This is a genomic window from Pseudomonas sp. B22(2017), assembly GCF_002113105.1.
Classification (GTDB): domain Bacteria; phylum Pseudomonadota; class Gammaproteobacteria; order Pseudomonadales; family Pseudomonadaceae; genus Aquipseudomonas; species Aquipseudomonas asiatica.
On sequence record NZ_NEJN01000006.1, the window covers coordinates 1 to 17272 of the forward strand.

The following is a 17272-nucleotide window of genomic DNA, read 5'->3' on the forward strand; positions in this document are numbered from 1 at the left end:
CGTGACGCGCTTCGACAAGCTCGCGAAAAGCTATGCCGCCATGGTCTCACTGGCTTGTTCCATGCGGTGTCTGCGACATCTCTTTTCGTACAGAGCCTAATCATGCGGCCATGCAGGCGGGCGAGGTGAATATTCATAAGCTGTCCAATATTATTTATCTGCCTAAGTATGAGGAGAGCCATCCGGTGCGAACGGTGCATCGTGGCTCTCACGCGCAATATAATTCGGCTGTAGAGAAGAAACTGGATATTATTCACGAATACGGCAAGAAAAATGGCTGGACCAAAGCGGACTACCAGAAGGCTATTCACGGAGTCATGGTTGATGAGAGAAAAGGTCTGCGTGCAGGTAAAACGATGCTGAATAAAAACTCTGTTCGGGGAGCGACTTGTGGCTAAAAATTTTATACTTTCTATTTCAGATGACTATCCTGAAAGTTATTGGCTGAAGACAAAGATGTTGTCTGGTGAGGATTCTGGGATTTTCAAAGAGTGCGTGGTTGTAAGCAAGGATATAAAAGTCTGTTTCGAGGGGCCGAAAAGGGTCAGTGCTTCCAAGCTCCTTAGCTATGATTTTTTTTTCAGTGATGGGCCCAATTTGATTTCGCCGCGGCTCTACGAACTAATGAGGAGAGAAAGTATTTCTGGTGTTCAGTTTGTGGATGCGGATCTACTGATAGGTGAGGCTTCCTATACTGGTTACAAGATATTCAATGTTATAGGTAAATCACCAGCCTTTAACTTGAAAGAATCTGTTAGTGAGCCGTTACTTAGCTATATGCCAGATGGTCCGAGGTGGTTCAGTAAGATAGTTTTGGATAATGAGGCGGTGCTTTCTAGTGATGTCGTTAGGGCTGAAGAGGACAGCCCTACGATTGTGGTGACTGCTCGCGTCAAGTCTGTTTTGGAGAATGGCTTGGTGCGCGGGGTGCAGTTTAAGGATTAGATGCCTGTGCCGTCGAGTTTTCCCGAGAGTTATTTTCTGTGTAAATTTTTTGTTGTACGACTTTGATGGCGTGATCTTTAACAGTTAAAATAGACTGGCTCTGCCAAATTGCTGGCGGAGCCAAATATTTTTAGGGCAAATACGGTCAGCGCAACCCGCACGAGCAGGTGTACCTGGTGTGCACCGAGGGCGGCCACTACATCCTGCAAACGCGGGACAACCTGTTCTTCTACTTCGGCGAAGTGCCAGACACCAACACCGAAGTGCCGCTGCAACGCATCGAGAACGTTCTCGGCCACTTCCTGCATTTCACCCGCACGCCTGACGGTACGCTGACCGACATCAGCGCCACCGGCGGCACCCGCGTACACCTGCACTACGACCACCCGCTGGGTCGCCTGACCGACATCAATTGGTGAACAACGAATTTCTGATCGCGCCGATCTGGAAGCCTTGAGTGTTTCGTGACTTGGCTCTCGCTTTGCGGGAGGTATCAAGCTTGCCCTCAAAGGCATGCTGATTTACCCTCCGAACCGGCCATGATCATGGCTATTCGACACTCACGGACGACGATCACAGGAGTCACCAATGGAAGGCATCCCACAAACCCAATCCACCCCAGATAACCTCAAGCCAAAATGGCGGGAGCGTTTCGCTTTCTTCGATCAGTACGGCGCACCCACCTCCGAGCCCTACAAAGCCGCTTTCCGCGCCTTGCCATTTGGCAAGAAGCTGCTGATCAACAACAACTTCATCGCCTTTTTCTTCGGCCCGATCTACTGGTTCGTGCTGGGGCTGTGGAAGAAGAACCTGGTCATGCTGGCCATCATGATCGCCATCGGCGTTCTCCTGAGCTACTACGAGATCGCGACGGGTAGCGAAATCCCGCGCCCGGTGGATAACGGCATCAGCATGGCGTTTGCGTTTCTGTACAGCTTCCTGACCAACCGTGCCTACTACCTGAAGCAGACCAAAGGGCAGCAGAGCTGGAACCCGTTCGAGGGGCAGCGGTTCATCTGAGCCGTCAGCCAGTTCAACCGGTGCTCGCAGGTTGATGAAGCCCTGGTCACGGTCTCTGTAGGAGCGGCCTCGTGTCGCGAAAGGGCCGCAAGGCGGCCCCGGCGATTTTGCGGTGATGCGCAGATCCTGGGGGCGCTTCGCACCCCTTTCGCGACACAAGGCCGCTCCTACAGGGGCCGCGCATGTCTTGGGGCGGTGTAGTCAGTGTCGGGTGATATCCCCGGTTTGCCGGTGCAACAGCAACTCGGCCAAGGCCTTGGTCATCTGTACGTGATGCACCGCGTTGACCAGCATGTTGATGCCGGGCTCGCTGGCATTGGCGCAGATGTATTCGTCCAGCGAGTCTTCGATGCCGGCCATCAGCTGGAGGGTGTGGATCAGGGCGTCAACCGAGGGTGTGTCCTGGTTGATGGTGTAGAAGGGGCGGGCCGTTAGTTTTACGGGTGGATCGGGGACGATCTTTTTCGTGATTAAAACCCTTTGCTTGATCAGAGAATGCCACCACCGCAACCTTCTCACGGGTTTAGGTGGCAGCCGTGCGCGTGGTGAGAAACCGAGGAAGCAAAGGAAAACTCGGCCAGACCGAAGTCTGCCCGCGCGCGGCCGCCATGAAAGCTGACGGAATTTGCTTATCGTCGGGTTCTCACACCCGGTCACCGAAGCGACCCGGAAACGTTATCCGTGAGGTGTTTCCCCGACAACAGCGATAGTTCGGCAGCGCGCGTAGGATAATTCCTAAGCGGGTTGATCTTGAAGCATTGGGGTGCAGGTTCAGAAATATCTTACGGTGGCACCGGCTGCGCCGGTGTTCGCGGGCACGCCCGCTCCCACAGGGGGCGTGTAAGCAGCCAATGACTGTAGGAGCAGCCTTGTGCTGCGAAGAGGCCGGTATGACAGAAGACTGTCTGTGGCAGTCATGGCCTCTTCGCAGCACAAGGCTGCTCCTACAGGCCGGCGCGGTCACTGTGGGAGCGGGCATGCCCGCGAAGAGGCCTGCACAGGCAGCACATCACTTGGGATAGAGCGGCGGCAGGCTGCCGTTCTCGCCGGTCGGCAGCAATACCTGCTCAGCCGGGGGAATCGTACCGATCGCCCGCCACAAATCTTCACCCTGCCAATACTGCCCGCTCTCGCTATACAGCGCCCCGTTCAACCCATCCAGTGCATCCGACAACGGCACGAACCGCGCCGCCATCTCGGCCAGGGTTTCCGGCTGCTGGCGGGCCCAGGCGTCCAGCGCCTGGCGGGTTGCCTGTGGGTCGTTGGCCTGGCACGCGCGCTTGAGATCATCCAGCAAGGTACGTGGGCTCGGCCCGGCCTGCGCGGCACGCAGCACCGCTGGCTGCGAGCGGGCGCGCCACCACAGGGCAAAGCCCAGCACGGTGGTGAGGGCGAACACCAGGGTGGCCAGCTGCCAGGGCCACAGCAAGCTGCTGGCACTGCTGTTGTCGCCGACCGGGGTGTCGGCGCTCAGCGCCGGGTTGTCCTGCACGTTCAGCGTGCGCGCCGGCAGGCTGCTGTGCTCCAGGTGGTTTTCTCGGGTATCCCACCAGGCCACTTCCAGCGCCGGCAGGGCCAGCGCGCCGCTGTGGGTCGGCACCAAGGCTTCGCGCTCTTCGCGGTTGGCAATCATCCCTCGTTCGCTGATTTCGTTGCGCAGCAATGGCTGGTCGGGGTACCGGCGCAGGCCGGTGATTTCGGTGGCTGGCAGCGGTGGCAGCTGGGTGCTGGACAAGCCTTCGGCACGCAGGGTGATGTTGCGGGTCAGCGAGTCGCCAATCTGCACCTGCTGGTTGCCAGGGTCGGGGTTCCAGTGCTCTTCAAGTGTCAGGCTGCGGGCCGGTAGCCAGGGCACGCCAGCAGGCCAGGCCGCCGGAATCGGCCGCACGGCCAGGCGCAATGGCAACGAGCTGACCTGCACCTGGTGGCCGGCCCGGACCGTGCCGTTGGCTTGCGGGGCCTCGTCCTGGCTGGCGGCGGCGGTGGCGGTGAAAGTCAACGGTGGGATGTCGAGGGTGCCGCTTTGTTGGGCATACACGGCATAGCGGGTTTCGATCACGCCGTGGCGGACGCCGTTGATTTCCTTTTCATAGGTGCGCGATTCACCCAGCGGTTCGACCTTGGCGTTTTCCAGTTGCAGCGGGCTGAGGCTGCTGTCGTCGTACAGTGCCACTGAATGGTAGATGCGCAGGGTGAGCACGGCCTGGGCCTGGACGTAGACCTCGCTGCTGTCGAGCGTGGCTTCGATGAACACCTGTGAGGCACTGTCCTGGCGGCTGGCATCGGCCTGCAGCACTTGCAGTTCGATGGCCTGGCTGTGCGACTGGCCCAGTTGCAGTTCGGGGATGCGCAGGCTGCCGCTGCGCCGAGGCAGCAGGGTGATGATCCAGCGGGTACTGGCGCGGGTTTCGCCGTCGAGGCTGTGCAGGCTGTTCAGCTGGCGCGTGCCGCGCACTTCGAAGTCACCCTCCAGCGCGCGCAGGTCGGGCTTGCCGAACTGGGTGACGTCCTGGCTTTCCAGGGTCAGCTCCAGGCTTTCGCCGGCTTCCAGGCGGGTACGGTCGACGCTGGCGCGCAGCAACGGTTCGGCCTGGGCCAGCACGGCCCACAGCAGACAGAGGAGAAAGACGCCGAAGCGACTCATCGTGAGGTTTCCTGATGCAATTGCTGTTCATACCAGAATTTGCGCCGCAGCAGCTCCGCAGGGTTGTCGGGGATCTCCCGCAGCCATTGTTCCAGGGCCTGGCGCTGTTCGGTATCAAGGCTGGTCGATACCGGGCGCTGCGGCGGCTGGGTGACGCTGTCGTCCGCGCCCGCTTGGTTGCCGGGCGTTACCTGGCTGTTGCTGCTGCCTTCGCCGGGCTGTTCGGCGCTGGCCTGTTCGTCGTTGCCGGGCGTGCCCTGGGCCGGGCTGCTGGCCGAGCTGCTGTTGCCTTCGGTTTCGCTGCCGGGCGTGCCTTGGGTATCGCTGCTGGCCGGTTGTTCCTCGGCAGTGGCCTCGCGCTGTTGCAGCAGTTGCTGCACCAGTGCCTGGTTGTCCAGCGCCGCTTGCAGGTCGGGCTGGCGTTCCAGGGCTTGTTCGTAGGCGTCCAGCGCAGCTTCCAGCTCACCGCTGCGGGCCAGGGCGTTGCCTCGATTGTAGTGTGCGGCGGCGGTGTCGCCTTGGGAAAAGGCTTCGGCAGCGCCGGCATAGTCGCCGGCCTGGTACAGGGCCATGCCGCGCCATTGCGGGTCCTGGAACTGGCGCGCGGCGCTGGCCGGGCGGTTCTGCTCCAGCAGGCGCTGGCCTTGCTGGTCGGGGCGCAGCCACAGGTCGTTGAACTCGAAGGCCTGGCTGGGCTGGGGTAGGGCCAGCAGCAGCGGCAGGCAGAACAGCCAGCCGCGTCGGCCGGCACAGGCGGCCAGCAGCAACAGCGGCAGCAGCAGCCAGTAACCCTGGTCGGCCCAGCTGTCCAATTGCAGGGTCTGGCCATCATTGCGCCCGGTGCGCGGGCTGTCGAACAGGCCCAGGCCTCGCAGGTCGAGGTCGTCGATGCGAGCATTCCGGTAGCGCCCGCCGGTGCCGTTGATGAAGCCCTTGAGACTGGCGCTGTCCAGGCGTGGCAACAGGATGCCGCCCTGGTCGTCCTTCAGGTATTCGCCATTGGCCTGGCGCACCGGTGCGCCTTCGCGGCTGCCGATGCCCAGCATCAGCAGGCTCGGGCCCTGGCGGCCGAGGGCCTGGGCGATGCCTTCGCGTTCCGGGGCGCTGAGCGACGAGCCGATCAGCAGCAGGCGGCCCTGGCCCAGGCCGCTCTGGGCAAGCAGGGCAAGGCCTTTTTGCACGGCCAGGTCGGCGCGCTGGCCGGGCTTGGGCATGATCGATGGGTCGACCGCCTCGAGCAGGTTGCGGCTGGTGGCCAAGTCATCGGACAGCGGCACCAGGGTGTGTGCGGAGCCAGCGTAGACCACCAGCGCGGTCTGGCTGTCGCGGCGGTGCTCCAGCAGGTCGAGGATTTTGCGCCGCGCCTGCTCCAGGCGGTTGGGCGGGCTGTCCTCGGCGAGCATCTGCGGGGTCAGTTCGAGCAGGATCACCAGTGGGTCGGCCGGGCGCTGGCGGCTTTCTTCCACGCGCTGCCAACTGGGCCCGAGCAGCGCCAGGATCACCAGGACCCAGGCCAGGCCCAGTGCTACCCATGGCAGCTTGCTGGTGCCGCCGCTGCCACCGCCGAGCAGGACGCCATGGAACGCCGGTGGCAGAATCATCTGCCAGCGCCCGGCGCGCTTGCGCCGGTGCCACAGTTTGTACAACAGCCAGCCGAGCAGGGGCACGGCCAGCAGCCAGAGCGGGCGCAACCATTCGGGCCACAGTTCGATCATCGCCGCCTCCTCAGGCGCAGGCGCTTCAGGCGCTGGCGCCATTCCGGGTGCGGTTGCAGGAAGCGCGGCTTGCGCAGCAGGCGGTGCAGCAGGTTGTCGGGCCATTGCACGGCCAGTACCAGCAGCACGCTCAGCAGCAGGGCCAGGGCCAGGGGCCAGGCATACAGGGCCTTGGCCGTGCGCGCCTGGGTCGGCTGCTGGGCCACCGGTTCGAGCTGGTCGAGGGTGTCGCCGATGGCGTCCAGTTCGGCGCCGTCATGGGCGCGGAAGTAGGTGCCGTGGGTGATGTCGGCAATTTCCTTGAGCGAGGCTTCGTCCAGGTCCAGGCTTGGGTTCAGGCCGAGCAGGCCGGGGGTGCCGCTGGCTTCGGGGTTGGCGCCGATGCCGATGGTATAGATACGCACGCCTTCCTGGGCTGCCAGGCGGGCGGCGGTCAACGGGTGGATCTGCCCGCCATTGTTGGCGCCGTCGGTGATCAGTACCAGCACCCGGCTTTGTGCCGGCCGTTGACGCAGGCGCTTGACCGCCAGGCCAATGGCGTCGCCGATGGCGGTGTTCTTGCCGGCGATGCCGATCTGCGCCTCGTCGAGGAAGGTACGCACGGTACGTCGGTCGAAGGTGAGCGGGGCCTGCAGGTAGGCCTGGCTGCCGAACAGGATCAGGCCCACGCGGTCGCCTTCGCGGTCCTGCAGAAAGTCGCCGAGCAGCGCTTTGACCAGGTCGAGGCGGCTGATCTCTTCGTTCTGCCACTGCATGTCGGGGAAGTCCATCGACCCGGACACATCCACCGCCACCAGCAGGTCGCGGCCACTGGCAGCCACTGGCACCGGCTCGCCCAACCATTGCGGGCGGGCGGCGGCGCACAGCAGCAACAGCCAGATGACGACAAAGGGCGCCTGCTGGCGCCAGGTCGGCAGGTTGAGCCGCGCGCGGCGCCCGGCCAGGCCTTCGAGTTCGTCGAGGAAGCCCACCTTGAGCACCGGTTCGCCGCTGTCGGCGGCCGGCAGCACCAGGCGCGCCAGCCACGGCAGCGGCAACAGGGCGAAGACCCACGGCCAGGCCAGTTCAAACATGCTTGCGAATCCAGGTTTCGACGGCTTGGCTGAGCCCGGCGATGGCCTTGTCGTCGAGCTTGCACTCGGGTTTGTAGGCGCCTTCGACCAGTACCATCCAGCGCGTCAGGCCGGCGGCCGGGCAGCGGTTGTCGAGAAACGCCAGCCACTGGCGGCCGTTGAGGGTATGGCTGTTGGCACCCGGGTAGTGGCTGCGGCACAGGCGCTTGAGCAGGGCGTTGATCTGTTGCAGCCACGCCCCGGCCGGGGCGCCGTCGTAGGGGCGCGGCAGGCGGGCAAGTTCGGCCAGTGCTTCCACGCGTACCGGGTCCAAGGGTTGTTCGGCACGCACGATACGGCGTTTGCCCGGGCGCCAGTGGCGCACCCGCCACAGGCCCCAGGCCAACAGCGGCAGCACGGCCAGCAGCAGCCACCAGCCGGGTGCCGGTGGCCAAAGGCCGATCGGCGCGGGGGCGATCAGCGGCTGCAGTTGATCAAGCGGGTTCATTGGCCGCTGCTCTTCATGACGCGCTCCGTGGCCGCTGGGCGTTCAGGTACTCGCGCAGTTGCTCGATCATGTCGCTTTGGGTGCTCAGTGGCATCAGCAGCACGCGCAGCTTTTGCGCCATCAGCTCCCAGCGCTCGATGCGCGCTTCGGCCTGCTGGCGGTAGGCCTGGCGCAGGTTGGCGTCCAGGGTGTCGAGCTCCAGCTGCGCGCTGCGCTGGGCGAAGCGCAGCAGGCCAGCGGCGGGCAGGGCATGATCGAGCGGGTCGGACACCGGCATCAACAGCAGGTCGCAATGGCGCGAGAGCATGGCCAGGTGCTGCTCCACCTGGGCAGTGAGCGAGCGCTCATCGCAGATCACGATGGCCAGGCTGCCGGGGCGCAGCACTTCGCGGGCGCGGCGCAGGGCCAGGCCGAGGCTGTCGGCACCGGGCGTGGCCTCGGTGTGCAGCGCCTGGTTGACCTTGGCCAGGCGGTTGAGCAGTTGCAGCAGGCTCTGCTTGCTGCGCCGGGGCTTGATTTCGTGGTGCTCGTTGTCGCCAAACACCAACCCGCCAATGCGGTCGTTATGGCCCAGCGCGGCCCAGCCGAACAGCGCTGCAGCCTGGGCGGCCAGCACCGACTTGAACATCAGCCCCGAGCCGAAGAACAGCCGTTGGCTCTGCTCGACAAGAATGAAGATGGGCCGTTCGCGCTCTTCGTGGAACAGCTTGGTATGCGGCTCCTGGGTACGCGCGGTAACCCGCCAGTCGATGTTGCGCACATCGTCGCCAGCCTGGTAGACGCGCACCTGGTCGAAGTCCACGCCGCGCCCGCGCAGCTTGGAGTGGTGCAGGCCCACCAGCGGGCTGCGCTGGCCGGGCCGGGAAAACAGCTGGATTTCGCGCACGCGGTGGCGCATGTCGATCAGCTCGGCAAGGCCGATGCGGATGCCGGGTTCGGCCAGCGATGCAGTGGGCATGGGCTCAGGCAACGGCGACGACGTCGAGGATGCGCTGGACCACGCGGTCCTGATCGATCCCTGCCGCCTCGGCCTCGAACGAGAGGATGATGCGGTGGCGCAGCACGTCGAACAGCACCGCCTGGATGTCTTCGGGGCTGACGAAATCGCGCCCGGCCAGCCAGGCGTGGGCGCGCGCGCAGCGGTCCAGCGAAATGGAACCACGCGGGCTGGCGCCGTAGGCGATCCAGTCGGCCAGTTCGGCATCGAACTTGGCCGGGGTGCGGGTGGCCATCACCAGTTGCACCAGGTATTCCTCCACCGCATCGGCCATGTACAGGCCAAGGATTTCCTTGCGGGCGGCGAAGATCGCCTGCTGGCTGACCCGGCGCTCGGGCTTGGTCTCGCCGCCCAGGGCTTCACCACGGGCCTGCAACAGGATGCGCCGCTCTACCGCAGCGTCGGGGAAGCCGATTTTCACGTGCATCAGGAAGCGGTCGAGCTGGGCTTCGGGCAGCGGGTAGGTGCCTTCCTGCTCGATCGGGTTCTGTGTGGCCATGACCAGGAACAGCGGCGACAGGTCGTAGGTGCTGCGGCCCACGCTGACCTGGCGTTCGGCCATGGCCTCGAGCAGTGCGGACTGCACCTTGGCCGGGGCGCGGTTGATTTCGTCGGCCAGCACCAGGTTGTGGAAGATCGGCCCCTGCTGGAACACGAAGCTGCCGGTTTCCGGGCGGTAGATTTCGGTGCCGGTGATGTCGGCCGGGAGCAGGTCGGGGGTGAACTGGATGCGATGGAACTGCGCCTCGATGCCTTCGGCGAGCTCTTTGATGGCCTTGGTCTTGGCCAGGCCCGGCGCGCCTTCGACCAGCATGTGGCCGTCTGCCAGGAGCACGATCAACAGCCGCTCGACCAGTTTCTCCTGGCCTAGGATCTGGGAAGAAAGAAAGGTGCGCAGCGCGATCAGCGCTTCACGGTGTTCCATCGGTGACGGTTCCTGGTATGGGGCCGCAGGCGGCTGGAAGCAGCTGCCCTGGCAAGGGGTGATACTTTAATCCATCCGGGGGGGTGGCGACCAATGGCGGTAGGGAAATTTATCCTTGCCGGGGGCCATGCAGGTCCGGAAATGTCCTGTGTATCGCTGGCCATTGGCTGATGTTCCGCAGCAGCGTGCTGGCGCCTGCTTGTGCTTTTGGTACAAGCAGGAAGCACGACGATGGACCTGAACAGCTGTAGCACTGCACGCATCACGCCGGTCACCCTGCGTTTTGGCGTGTTCTTCGATGGCACCGGTAACAACCTGAGCAATGTGATGCCGGTGGATGCACCGGGGAACAAGGGGGGCAGTTATGCCAATGCCTTGAGCAATGTGGCCCTGTTGCATGCACTGTACCCGACGCAGGGGGCCAATGCTGATGGGACCATGGCGTTTCTGAAGCGCTATGTCGAGGGCGTGGGCACCCTGGCGGGGGAGGCGGATCATGCCTATGCCTTGGCCACCGGGTGTGGGCGTAGAGGGGCCGAGACGCGGGTCACCGAGGCCTTGGCGGGGATTGCCGGGCAACTGCGGGACTGGCGCCAGGCGCACCCAAAGGCAAGGCTCGAGCGGGTCGAGTTCGACTTGTTCGGTTTCAGCCGCGGCGCTGCGGCTGTGCGTCATCTGGCCAACCTGCTGCATGATGGCGGCAGCAGCCTGTTGGCTGTGCCCTGTGGCATCGTGATCAACTTCATCGGCCTGTTCGACACGGTTGCTGCAATTATCGCGCCGCTGCAGGGCGACTTCGATCCTGCCGACGACCGCCATGGTGGCTTGCGCCTTGGCCTGGGCGCGGGCATTGCCCGGCAAATGGTGCAGCTGGTGGCGGGGGACGAGCAGCGGCACAACTTCCCGCTGGTACGCAGCGGCCATGACATCGTGTTGCCAGGCGTGCACTCGAACATTGGCGGTGGTTACCCGGATACCACGCAGGAGCAGGTGCTGCTGTGCAAACCGCATTCTCAGCGGGTGCCGCTGAGAATGCGCGCCGAGCACACGCGTGTGCATGCCACAGTCAGTGCGTTGCTGGCGTCGTCGTTTGGCGAAATGGGCGCGCCCAGGCCGCGTGTGCTGGCCTGGGAGGTTCCGATTGCCGGTGGCCTGCCTAGCGAGGCGCAAAAACAGGTATACGCGGCGGTGTACCGCGAACGGGAAGTGGCGGGGCAGCTGTCGCGGGTGTACCTGAGCATCATGCGGGAGCTGGCGGTGCGCGCTGGTGTGCCGTTTGCGCAACTGGGCGGGCAGGTCGAGCACCGGCTGCCGGATGAACTGTTGGGCATCAGCCGCAAGTTGCATGCGTTTGCCCTGGCTGAATGCGAACAGCCTGGGTTGACCGAGGATGAGCAGCGATTGTTGCGAGACAGGTACGTGCATGCATCAGCGAACTGGAATGCGTTGAAGGGGTTGCACGGCAGTGTGCTGGATGTGTTGTTCGTCAATCGGCCGGGGGCAGGTGGGCGGGTGGTGCATGCCAATCCGGTCGCCTGAGTAGCCAGTGCGCAGATGAATCAATGGCCATGTGCTGTTCTGCAGGATCTGCCTTGCATTGCGAAAGGGCTGCAAAGCAGCCCTGGGGCTAGACAGGCTGTCGGTGCTTCCTGGCCAGGTAGGCCTCCTGCGCCAAGGTCAGCAGCACCGTCAGCAGCATGAACACGATCGATGCCACGAAGATGCCATGAGGCAGGCGTTGGTCGAGCATCCAGCCAAACGCCACCGGCCCGAGGGCACCGCCGATGCTGAAGCCGGTCGAGACCAGCCCGAACGCTTTGCCCTCGGCGCCGCTCGGTGCCGCTGCCTTCACCAGCATGTCCCTCGACGGGGCGATGATCCCGGTCAGCAAGCCAATGGCACCGAGAACCACCACCAACCCCCAGCCCCGAAGCAGCCCGAGGGCCACCAGCGTTGTCAACGCGGCAGCCAGTGCAAAGGCCGAGGCCGCCACCAAGCCGTGACGCCGGGTTCGGTCAGCCAGGGCCCCACCGCACAGTACACCTGCAGCACTGCTGAGCAGAAAGGCCGTGAGTGCCGTGTTGGCCCAGGCCAGGGTCAGGTCTTGGCCCTGGACCAGGGCGGCCACGGAGAACTTCTCGATGGCACTGGTGCTCAGGTTGAGCAAGATGAACAGGACCGTCAGCAGCCCGAGCATGGGCGTGAACAGTCGCGCGCGACCTGCTGCAGTGGGGCCAGCGCCGCCTTTGCCAGGCTTGGCAACGTGGTGGATTCCACTGCCTGGAACCGATATCAACAGCAAGGCGGCAACCCCCGCAGCCGAGCCCGCCATCAGGGCAGCCTGCGTGCCGAATAGTGCAGCGATGCCGAGAAATATCGCTGGCGTTACCGCCGAGCCGAGGAAGCCGGCAAAGGTATGGATCGAGAACGCCCGCCCCAGGCGGCCTTGTTCGATGCCGTTGGCCAGCAGCGCGTAGTCGGCCGGGTGGTACACGCCATTGGCCAGGCCGGCCATGGCCATCGCCACCAACAGCAGGATGTAGCTGGGGCTGACAGCAACCAGCAGGAAACTGATGCTGCCCAGCAGCAAGCCCGCCTTGAGCACCTTGCGCGCACCGTAGTGGTCGACGGCATAGCCTAGCGGTGCCTGCACCAGGGCGGAGACGATATTGAACACGGCCAGGGCTGCGCCGAGTTCGACGAACCCTACCCCCAGCAAGTCGGGGAGCACGGGTAGCAGCGCCGGGATAAGCATGATGTGCACATGGCTGACGAAGTGTACGGCAGCAATTTGGGTAAGAAGCTTGGGGCCAGCTTTGGGCATGTCGATACCTGTTGTACGGCGTGCGCACCTGGCGCACGGCAGGATGGTGGAAAGCCCGCTTACCGGGAGAAGTGGCAGAAACCGGGTAGGCGGCCGTTCAGTACGGCATAGGCCAGCAAGCCAATGACCAGCCCCCAGAATGCCCCGCCAATGCCAAACAGGTTGATGTTGGCTGCCGCGGCCAGGAATGTGATCAGTGCCGCTTCGCGTGAACGGGCATCTGCCATTGCGTTGGCCAGGCTGGCGCCGATGGTGCCGAGCAGTGCAAGGCCGGCCAGCGTGGTGATGAAGGTGGCCGGCAGGGCCATGAACACACTGGCCAGGGTGACCCCGAATACCCCTACGAGGATGTAGCAGACACCGGCAGCGATGCCCGCGACCCAGCGTTTGCCCGGGTCTTCGTGGGCTTCCTTGCCAGTGCAGATGGCGGCGGTGATGGCAGCGATGTTGAAGGCGTGCGACCCGAACGGTGCCATCAGCAACGACCCCAGGCCAGTGACTGCCACGATCGGATTGGCGCTGGTCTTGAAGCCATCGTTGCGCAGCACCAGCATGCCTGGCATGTACTGACCGGTAAGGGTGATCAGGAACAACGGCAGGGCCACGCTCAGGGCGGCGTTGAGGGAGAAGGTGGGCGCGGTGAACAACGGCGTGGCGAATTCCAGCCTGAGCGCTGTCAGGTCCACCTGGCCCTGCAGTAGCAGGTAGCCCAGGCCCAGCAGCAGAATGCCTACTACGGCATAGCGGGCGGTAAAGCGTTTGAATGTTACATAGGCCGCGATCAACAGCCCGGCCAGGGCGGGGTCGACCGAGAGGCCGCCGAATGCACCAATGCCGAATTGCAACAGGATACCCGCCAGCAGGCCGGCGGCAATTCCGCCCGGGATGGCCCGCACCAGGCGCTCGAAGTAACCGGTCACTCCCAGCATCACGAAGCCGCCTGCCGACAGCAGGTAGGCACCGATGGCGTCGCTGTAGGGCACGCTGGCCAGCGCTGTGACCAGGAACGCAGCGGCCGGCGTGGACCAGGCGGTGATCACCGGCTCGCGGCTGTACCAGGACAGGACCAGGCCACTGAGCCCGACGCCGATCGACACTGACCAGACCCACGAGGAGGTCAGCGCCGGGCTCAGCCCGGCCAGCTTGGCGGCCTGGAACACCAGGATGAAGGTGCCGCCATAATTGACTATTACCGAAACGATCCCCGCCACCACGGGGTGAAGGATGTCTGTCAGCCGTAGCGGGGTGGGAACAGTGTGTGCGGGCGTGTTCATCGAGGCCTCGGTCGTTCTGGCGCATAGGGTTGGAAAGGCTGGTTTTTATAGCGCTAGAATGGCCGGTATAGCCCCACCACTTTTCCACACATGGCCATACCAATGTTCAAGCATGCACAACTGGAGTCGGTGAAAGCCTGGATCGGCGACCCAGAGCGCGCGTCACTGCCTTTGCACGTAAGAATCCAGCGTGCGATACGCCAGCTTGTTCTCGAAGGGGCGTTGCCCGTGGGCAAGGCGTTGCCCGCCTCCCGTGCGCTGGCGGCCTCGCTGGCTGTGTCACGGGATACGGTCGAGGCTGCATATGGCCAGCTGCATGCCGAAGGCTTCATCGAGCGCCGGGTGGGCAGTGGCAGCTTCGTTTCACCCCGTGCGCAGCACCTGCCGGCCCAGCCCCGGGGCCGCAAGGTGAAAGCCCCGGACGAACCGCCGGCAATCAGCCGTCGTGGCCAGGCGCTGTGCCAGGAGGGCGGAGTGCACAATTTCTTCGTTTCTCGGCCGTTTGCGCCGGGGGTGGCGGAAACCCGCAACTTCCCGTTGCAGGCCTGGGAAAAGCTGCAACGGCAGGTGTTCAAGGAACATGGCTCCCAGGCATTGCAGCCCAGTAGCGCGCAAGGTACCGAGCCACTGCGGCGGGCTATTGCCGATTACGTCAATCTTGAACGTGGCGCACAGGCCACGGCTGACCGCGTGCTCATCCTTACCAGTTCACAGCAGGCGTTCAGCCTGTGTGCCCACGTATTGGCCGACGCGGGCGACCAGGTGGTTATCGAAGACCCGGCCTACCATGGGGTCAGGAAGGCGCTGGGTGCTGCTGGCCTGCATTGCATCGCCGTGGCCGTGGACACGGACGGCATGCAGGTCGAGCAGATAACACGGCTGGCTCCCCATGCCAGGGCTGTTTTCCTGACCCCTTCGCATCAGTTCCCTACTGGCGTGACCCTGTCCCTGGACCGGCGTCTGGCGGTGATCGAGTGGGCCCGGCAACAACGCGCCTGGATCATCGAGGACGATTACGACAGTGAGTTTCACTATGCCGGCAAACCCACCGCGTGCGTGCAAGGCCTGGATGCCCACGACCGTACGGTTTACATCGGCACGTTCACCAAGTCCCTGTTCGCCGGCTTGCGCATTGCCTACATGGTCTTGCCGCCGCAACTGGTCGAGCCGATGACCGCTGCGCGAACCTTGCAGGACGGGCATACGGCTTCGCTGGCGCAACTGACCTTGGCCAGGTTCATCGAAGGCGGGCACTTCGGCGCCCATGTGCGCTTGATGCGGGCGATCTATGCGGAGCGCCGCGATGCCCTGGCGGCATTGGTGCAGGCACAGCTGTCGGACTTTCTTGTCGCGCGTGTGCCCGCAGGCGGCATGCAGATGCCTTGTGTTTTCACCAGGCCGATGCCTGAAGAACAGGTCGTGAAGGCGGCGCAGGCCGCTGGTATCGACCTGCTGGGGCTAAGTGGCCTGTATGCGTCGACGAAAGGGGAGGCGGGATTGCTGATGGGGTTTGCGGCGCATACCCCTGGCGAGCTGGCGATGGCCGTGGCAAAACTGGCGAAGGTGTTGCGCCAGGTCGAGTCTGGCCAAGGGCGAGCAACATTGCCAGGATGAAGCCCGGCAGCAAGACGCCGCCGGGCAGTTGTCACGGTCAGGCGGCCAGTTCTACCAGCATGCTCTTCAGGTAGTCGTTGCCTTGCGCATCCAGCGGTTGCAGGGGCAGGCGTGGAGCGCCGACATCCTGGCCGAGCAGTTTCAAACCGGCCTTGATGGTGGTGGGCAGGCCACGGCGGGTGATGTACTCCAGCAGTTCATACTGCCGGTAGAACAACGCGCGAGCTTCGGCCAGGTTGCCTTGCTGCACCGCGTCCCACAGCGCCAGGTTCAGCGCCGGGATCAGGTTGGGCGCGGCGGTGCACCAGCCGGTGGCACCGGCCACCAGGGCTTCCAGGGTGAGCGGGTTGCAACCGTTGTAGAAGGCCACCTGGCCATCGGTGGCCTTGAACAGGCGGTGCATGCGCTGGATGTCGCCGGTGCTTTCCTTGACCATGGTCACATTGGGCACTTCGCCGAGGATGCGCAGGATCAGCTCCACCGACAGGTCGGTGCCGCTGGTGCCCGGGTTGTTGTAGAGCATGATCGGAATGTCGATGGCCGCGCCCACCGCCTTGTAGTGGGCGACCACTTCGGCTTCGGTGAGCTTCCAGTAGGAGATGGGCAGCACCATCACCGCCGTGGCGCCGCAGGCCTGTGCCAGGCGGGCGCGCTGCACGGTGCGTGCGGTAGTCAGGTCGGAGACGCTGACCACGCTGGGCACGCGGCCGGCAATGCGTGCCAGGCTGAAGCGCACCACCGTTTCCCATTCGCTGTCGGACAGGTAGGCGCCTTCGCCGGTGCTGCCCAGTGGTGCGATGGCGTGCACGCCGTCGGCGATCAGGCGGTCGATGGACAGGCCCAGGGCATCCAGGTCGAGCGCGCCGTCTGCCGTGAAGGGAGTGATGGTGTAGCCGATAACGCCGCGAATTACAGGTGTAGACATAACCAGGCACCTTTGCCGTTGTTGGGGAAAGAGTACAGCTTCAGTCAGCCCAGGCAGTCGCCATGGGCACGCAAGGCACGGCGCGCGTAATAGCTGAACGCGGCACCATGACGTTTGGGGGTGGAGATCCAGTCGTGGGCTTCCTTGCCCAGGGCATCCGGGATGGGGCGAATTTCACCGGCGCCCATGGCTAGCAGCTGCATCTTGGCTGCGCGCTCGAACAGCAGGGCGAGCACGCAGGCTTCCTCGATCGAGCGGCCGGCAATCAGCAGGCCATGGTGGGAAAGCAGGATCGCGCGCTTGTCGCCGATCGCCCTGGAAATGATTTCACCTTCTTCGTTGCCCACCGGTACGCCGGGCCACTCCTTGAGGAACGCGCAGTCGTCGAACAGCGGGCACAGGTCCATGTGCGAGATCGCCAGTGGCACTTCCAGCATCGACAGGGCGGCGCTGTGCAGCGGGTGGGTGTGGATGATGCAGTTGACGTCGGGGCGTGCACGGTACAGCCAGCTGTGGAAGCGGTTGGCCGGGTTGGCCATGCCGCGGCCTTGCAGCACGGTGAGGTCTTCGTCGACCACCAGCAGGTTGGAAGCGGCGATCTCGTCGAAGCCCAGGCCGAGTTGTTGCGTGTAGTAGGTGCCAGGCTGCTCGGCGCGGGCGGTGATCTGCCCGGCGAGGCCCGAATCGTGGCCGCCGTCGAACAGGATGCGGCAGGTAAGGGCGAGTTTCTGGCGAGGAGTGTAGGTGTTGTCGGCCAGCGCCGTCAGCATCTGCTGCTGGGCGAGTTTGACGAGCTGATCCTTGGGGGTCTGCATGGTGGTCGTCATGG

Annotated in this window: 16 protein-coding genes and 2 pseudogenes; 7 read left to right on the top strand and 11 right to left on the bottom strand. The window is 64.1% G+C overall.

Annotation, left to right across the window (positions count from 1 at the left end; translation table 11 throughout):
- The 5 genes and pseudogenes from CAG18_RS27095 to CAG18_RS14600 form a co-directional block, all read left to right on the top strand.
- Nucleotides 1–100, top strand: a pseudogene (locus CAG18_RS27095) (IS5/IS1182 family transposase); the annotation flags it as partial.
- Nucleotides 101–125: 25 nt separating this feature from the next.
- Entirely contained in the window at nt 126–398 is a 273-nt protein-coding gene (locus tag CAG18_RS14585) for an AHH domain-containing protein (RefSeq protein WP_256573358.1), read from the top strand.
- Complete coding sequence (locus CAG18_RS14590; protein ID WP_223998074.1) at nt 391–945, top strand: hypothetical protein; 555 nt, start codon at nt 391–393, stop codon at nt 943–945. Before CAG18_RS14585 ends, CAG18_RS14590 begins: the two co-directional genes overlap by 8 nt.
- 143 nt (nt 946–1088) lie before the next feature.
- Nucleotides 1089–1355, top strand: a pseudogene (locus tag CAG18_RS14595) (hypothetical protein); the annotation flags it as partial.
- 178 nt (nt 1356–1533) lie between these two features.
- On the top strand, nt 1534–1965 hold the full coding sequence (locus CAG18_RS14600; RefSeq protein ID WP_015269456.1) for a DUF2628 domain-containing protein: 432 nt from the start codon (nt 1534–1536) through the stop codon (nt 1963–1965).
- Nucleotides 1966–2166: 201 nt separating this feature from the next.
- Here the strand turns inward: CAG18_RS14600 and CAG18_RS27100 are convergent, their stop codons facing one another.
- From CAG18_RS27100 to CAG18_RS14630, 7 genes are all read right to left on the bottom strand, one after another.
- Entirely contained in the window at nt 2167–2325 is a 159-nt protein-coding gene (locus CAG18_RS27100; protein ID WP_178075718.1) for a hypothetical protein, read from the bottom strand.
- 649 nt (nt 2326–2974) lie between these two features.
- Nucleotides 2975–4609: a BatD family protein gene (locus CAG18_RS14605; protein WP_085721090.1), complete on the bottom strand. Its 1635-nt coding sequence runs from the start codon at nt 4607–4609 to the stop codon at nt 2975–2977.
- Nucleotides 4606–6324, bottom strand: coding sequence for a tetratricopeptide repeat protein (locus CAG18_RS14610; RefSeq protein WP_085721091.1), 1719 nt, complete (start codon nt 6322–6324; stop codon nt 4606–4608). Before CAG18_RS14610 ends, CAG18_RS14605 begins: the two co-directional genes overlap by 4 nt.
- Complete coding sequence (locus tag CAG18_RS14615) at nt 6321–7397, bottom strand: VWA domain-containing protein (RefSeq protein ID WP_015269460.1); 1077 nt, start codon at nt 7395–7397, stop codon at nt 6321–6323. The genes CAG18_RS14610 and CAG18_RS14615 overlap by 4 nt, the downstream gene beginning before the upstream one ends.
- Nucleotides 7390–7884 carry a DUF4381 domain-containing protein gene (locus CAG18_RS14620; protein ID WP_015269461.1) on the bottom strand — a complete coding sequence of 165 codons (495 nt, stop codon included), beginning with the start codon at nt 7882–7884 and terminating at the stop codon, nt 7390–7392. Before CAG18_RS14620 ends, CAG18_RS14615 begins: the two co-directional genes overlap by 8 nt.
- 13 nt (nt 7885–7897) lie before the next feature.
- On the bottom strand, nt 7898–8842 hold the full coding sequence (locus tag CAG18_RS14625) for a DUF58 domain-containing protein (RefSeq protein WP_013971643.1): 945 nt from the start codon (nt 8840–8842) through the stop codon (nt 7898–7900).
- A gap of 4 nt (nt 8843–8846) precedes the next feature.
- Entirely contained in the window at nt 8847–9806 is a 960-nt protein-coding gene (locus CAG18_RS14630; RefSeq protein ID WP_013971644.1) for a MoxR family ATPase, read from the bottom strand.
- A 231-nt stretch (nt 9807–10037) separates the two neighbouring features.
- Between CAG18_RS14630 and CAG18_RS14635 the strand changes: the two genes are divergently transcribed.
- Nucleotides 10038–11345, top strand: coding sequence for a DUF2235 domain-containing protein (locus CAG18_RS14635; protein ID WP_085721092.1), 1308 nt, complete (start codon nt 10038–10040; stop codon nt 11343–11345).
- An 88-nt stretch (nt 11346–11433) separates the two neighbouring features.
- Here the strand turns inward: CAG18_RS14635 and CAG18_RS14640 are convergent, their stop codons facing one another.
- Nucleotides 11434–12630, bottom strand: a complete 1197-nt coding sequence (locus CAG18_RS14640) for an MFS transporter (protein ID WP_085721093.1) — start codon at nt 12628–12630, stop codon at nt 11434–11436.
- Nucleotides 12631–12689: 59 nt separating this feature from the next.
- A complete protein-coding gene (locus CAG18_RS14645) occupies nt 12690–13904 on the bottom strand; it encodes a benzoate/H(+) symporter BenE family transporter (protein WP_043935451.1) in 1215 nt (404 codons plus the stop codon).
- 102 nt (nt 13905–14006) lie between these two features.
- On the opposite strand from CAG18_RS14645, the gene CAG18_RS14650 reads away from it, so the two are divergent.
- Nucleotides 14007–15518 (top strand): PLP-dependent aminotransferase family protein, encoded by a 1512-nt coding sequence (locus CAG18_RS14650; RefSeq protein WP_085721094.1) that lies wholly within the window; start codon nt 14007–14009, stop codon nt 15516–15518.
- Between the two features lie 37 nt (nt 15519–15555).
- Here CAG18_RS14650 and CAG18_RS14655 read toward each other — a convergent pair whose 3' ends face one another.
- Entirely contained in the window at nt 15556–16443 is an 888-nt protein-coding gene (locus CAG18_RS14655) for a dihydrodipicolinate synthase family protein (protein WP_085721095.1), read from the bottom strand.
- A gap of 44 nt (nt 16444–16487) precedes the next feature.
- Nucleotides 16488–17270: an aldolase gene (locus CAG18_RS14660; protein WP_085721096.1), complete on the bottom strand. Its 783-nt coding sequence runs from the start codon at nt 17268–17270 to the stop codon at nt 16488–16490.
- Nucleotides 17271–17272 lie beyond the last annotated feature (2 nt).

What these genes read in the sequence shown, in the direction of transcription:
- CAG18_RS14615 (WP_015269460.1), bottom strand. Translation starts at nt 7,397, where the DNA reads ATGTTTGAACTGGCCTGGCCGTGGGTCTTCGCCCTGTTGCCGCTGCCG.
- CAG18_RS14630 (WP_013971644.1), bottom strand. Translation starts at nt 9,806, where the DNA reads ATGGAACACCGTGAAGCGCTGATCGCGCTGCGCACCTTTCTTTCTTCC.
- CAG18_RS14645 (WP_043935451.1), bottom strand. Translation starts at nt 13,904, where the DNA reads ATGAACACGCCCGCACACACTGTTCCCACCCCGCTACGGCTGACAGAC.
- CAG18_RS14605 (WP_085721090.1), bottom strand. Translation starts at nt 4,609, where the DNA reads ATGAGTCGCTTCGGCGTCTTTCTCCTCTGTCTGCTGTGGGCCGTGCTG.
- CAG18_RS14660 (WP_085721096.1), bottom strand. Translation starts at nt 17,270, where the DNA reads ATGACGACCACCATGCAGACCCCCAAGGATCAGCTCGTCAAACTCGCC.
- CAG18_RS14625 (WP_013971643.1), bottom strand. Translation starts at nt 8,842, where the DNA reads ATGCCCACTGCATCGCTGGCCGAACCCGGCATCCGCATCGGCCTTGCC.
- CAG18_RS14620 (WP_015269461.1), bottom strand. Translation starts at nt 7,884, where the DNA reads ATGAACCCGCTTGATCAACTGCAGCCGCTGATCGCCCCCGCGCCGATC.
- CAG18_RS27100 (WP_178075718.1), bottom strand. Translation starts at nt 2,325, where the DNA reads ATGGCCGGCATCGAAGACTCGCTGGACGAATACATCTGCGCCAATGCC.
- CAG18_RS14640 (WP_085721093.1), bottom strand. Translation starts at nt 12,630, where the DNA reads ATGCCCAAAGCTGGCCCCAAGCTTCTTACCCAAATTGCTGCCGTACAC.
- CAG18_RS14655 (WP_085721095.1), bottom strand. Translation starts at nt 16,443, where the DNA reads ATGTCTACACCTGTAATTCGCGGCGTTATCGGCTACACCATCACTCCC.
- CAG18_RS14635 (WP_085721092.1), top strand. Translation starts at nt 10,038, where the DNA reads ATGGACCTGAACAGCTGTAGCACTGCACGCATCACGCCGGTCACCCTG.
- CAG18_RS14650 (WP_085721094.1), top strand. Translation starts at nt 14,007, where the DNA reads ATGTTCAAGCATGCACAACTGGAGTCGGTGAAAGCCTGGATCGGCGAC.
- CAG18_RS14610 (WP_085721091.1), bottom strand. Translation starts at nt 6,324, where the DNA reads ATGATCGAACTGTGGCCCGAATGGTTGCGCCCGCTCTGGCTGCTGGCC.
- CAG18_RS14600 (WP_015269456.1), top strand. Translation starts at nt 1,534, where the DNA reads ATGGAAGGCATCCCACAAACCCAATCCACCCCAGATAACCTCAAGCCA.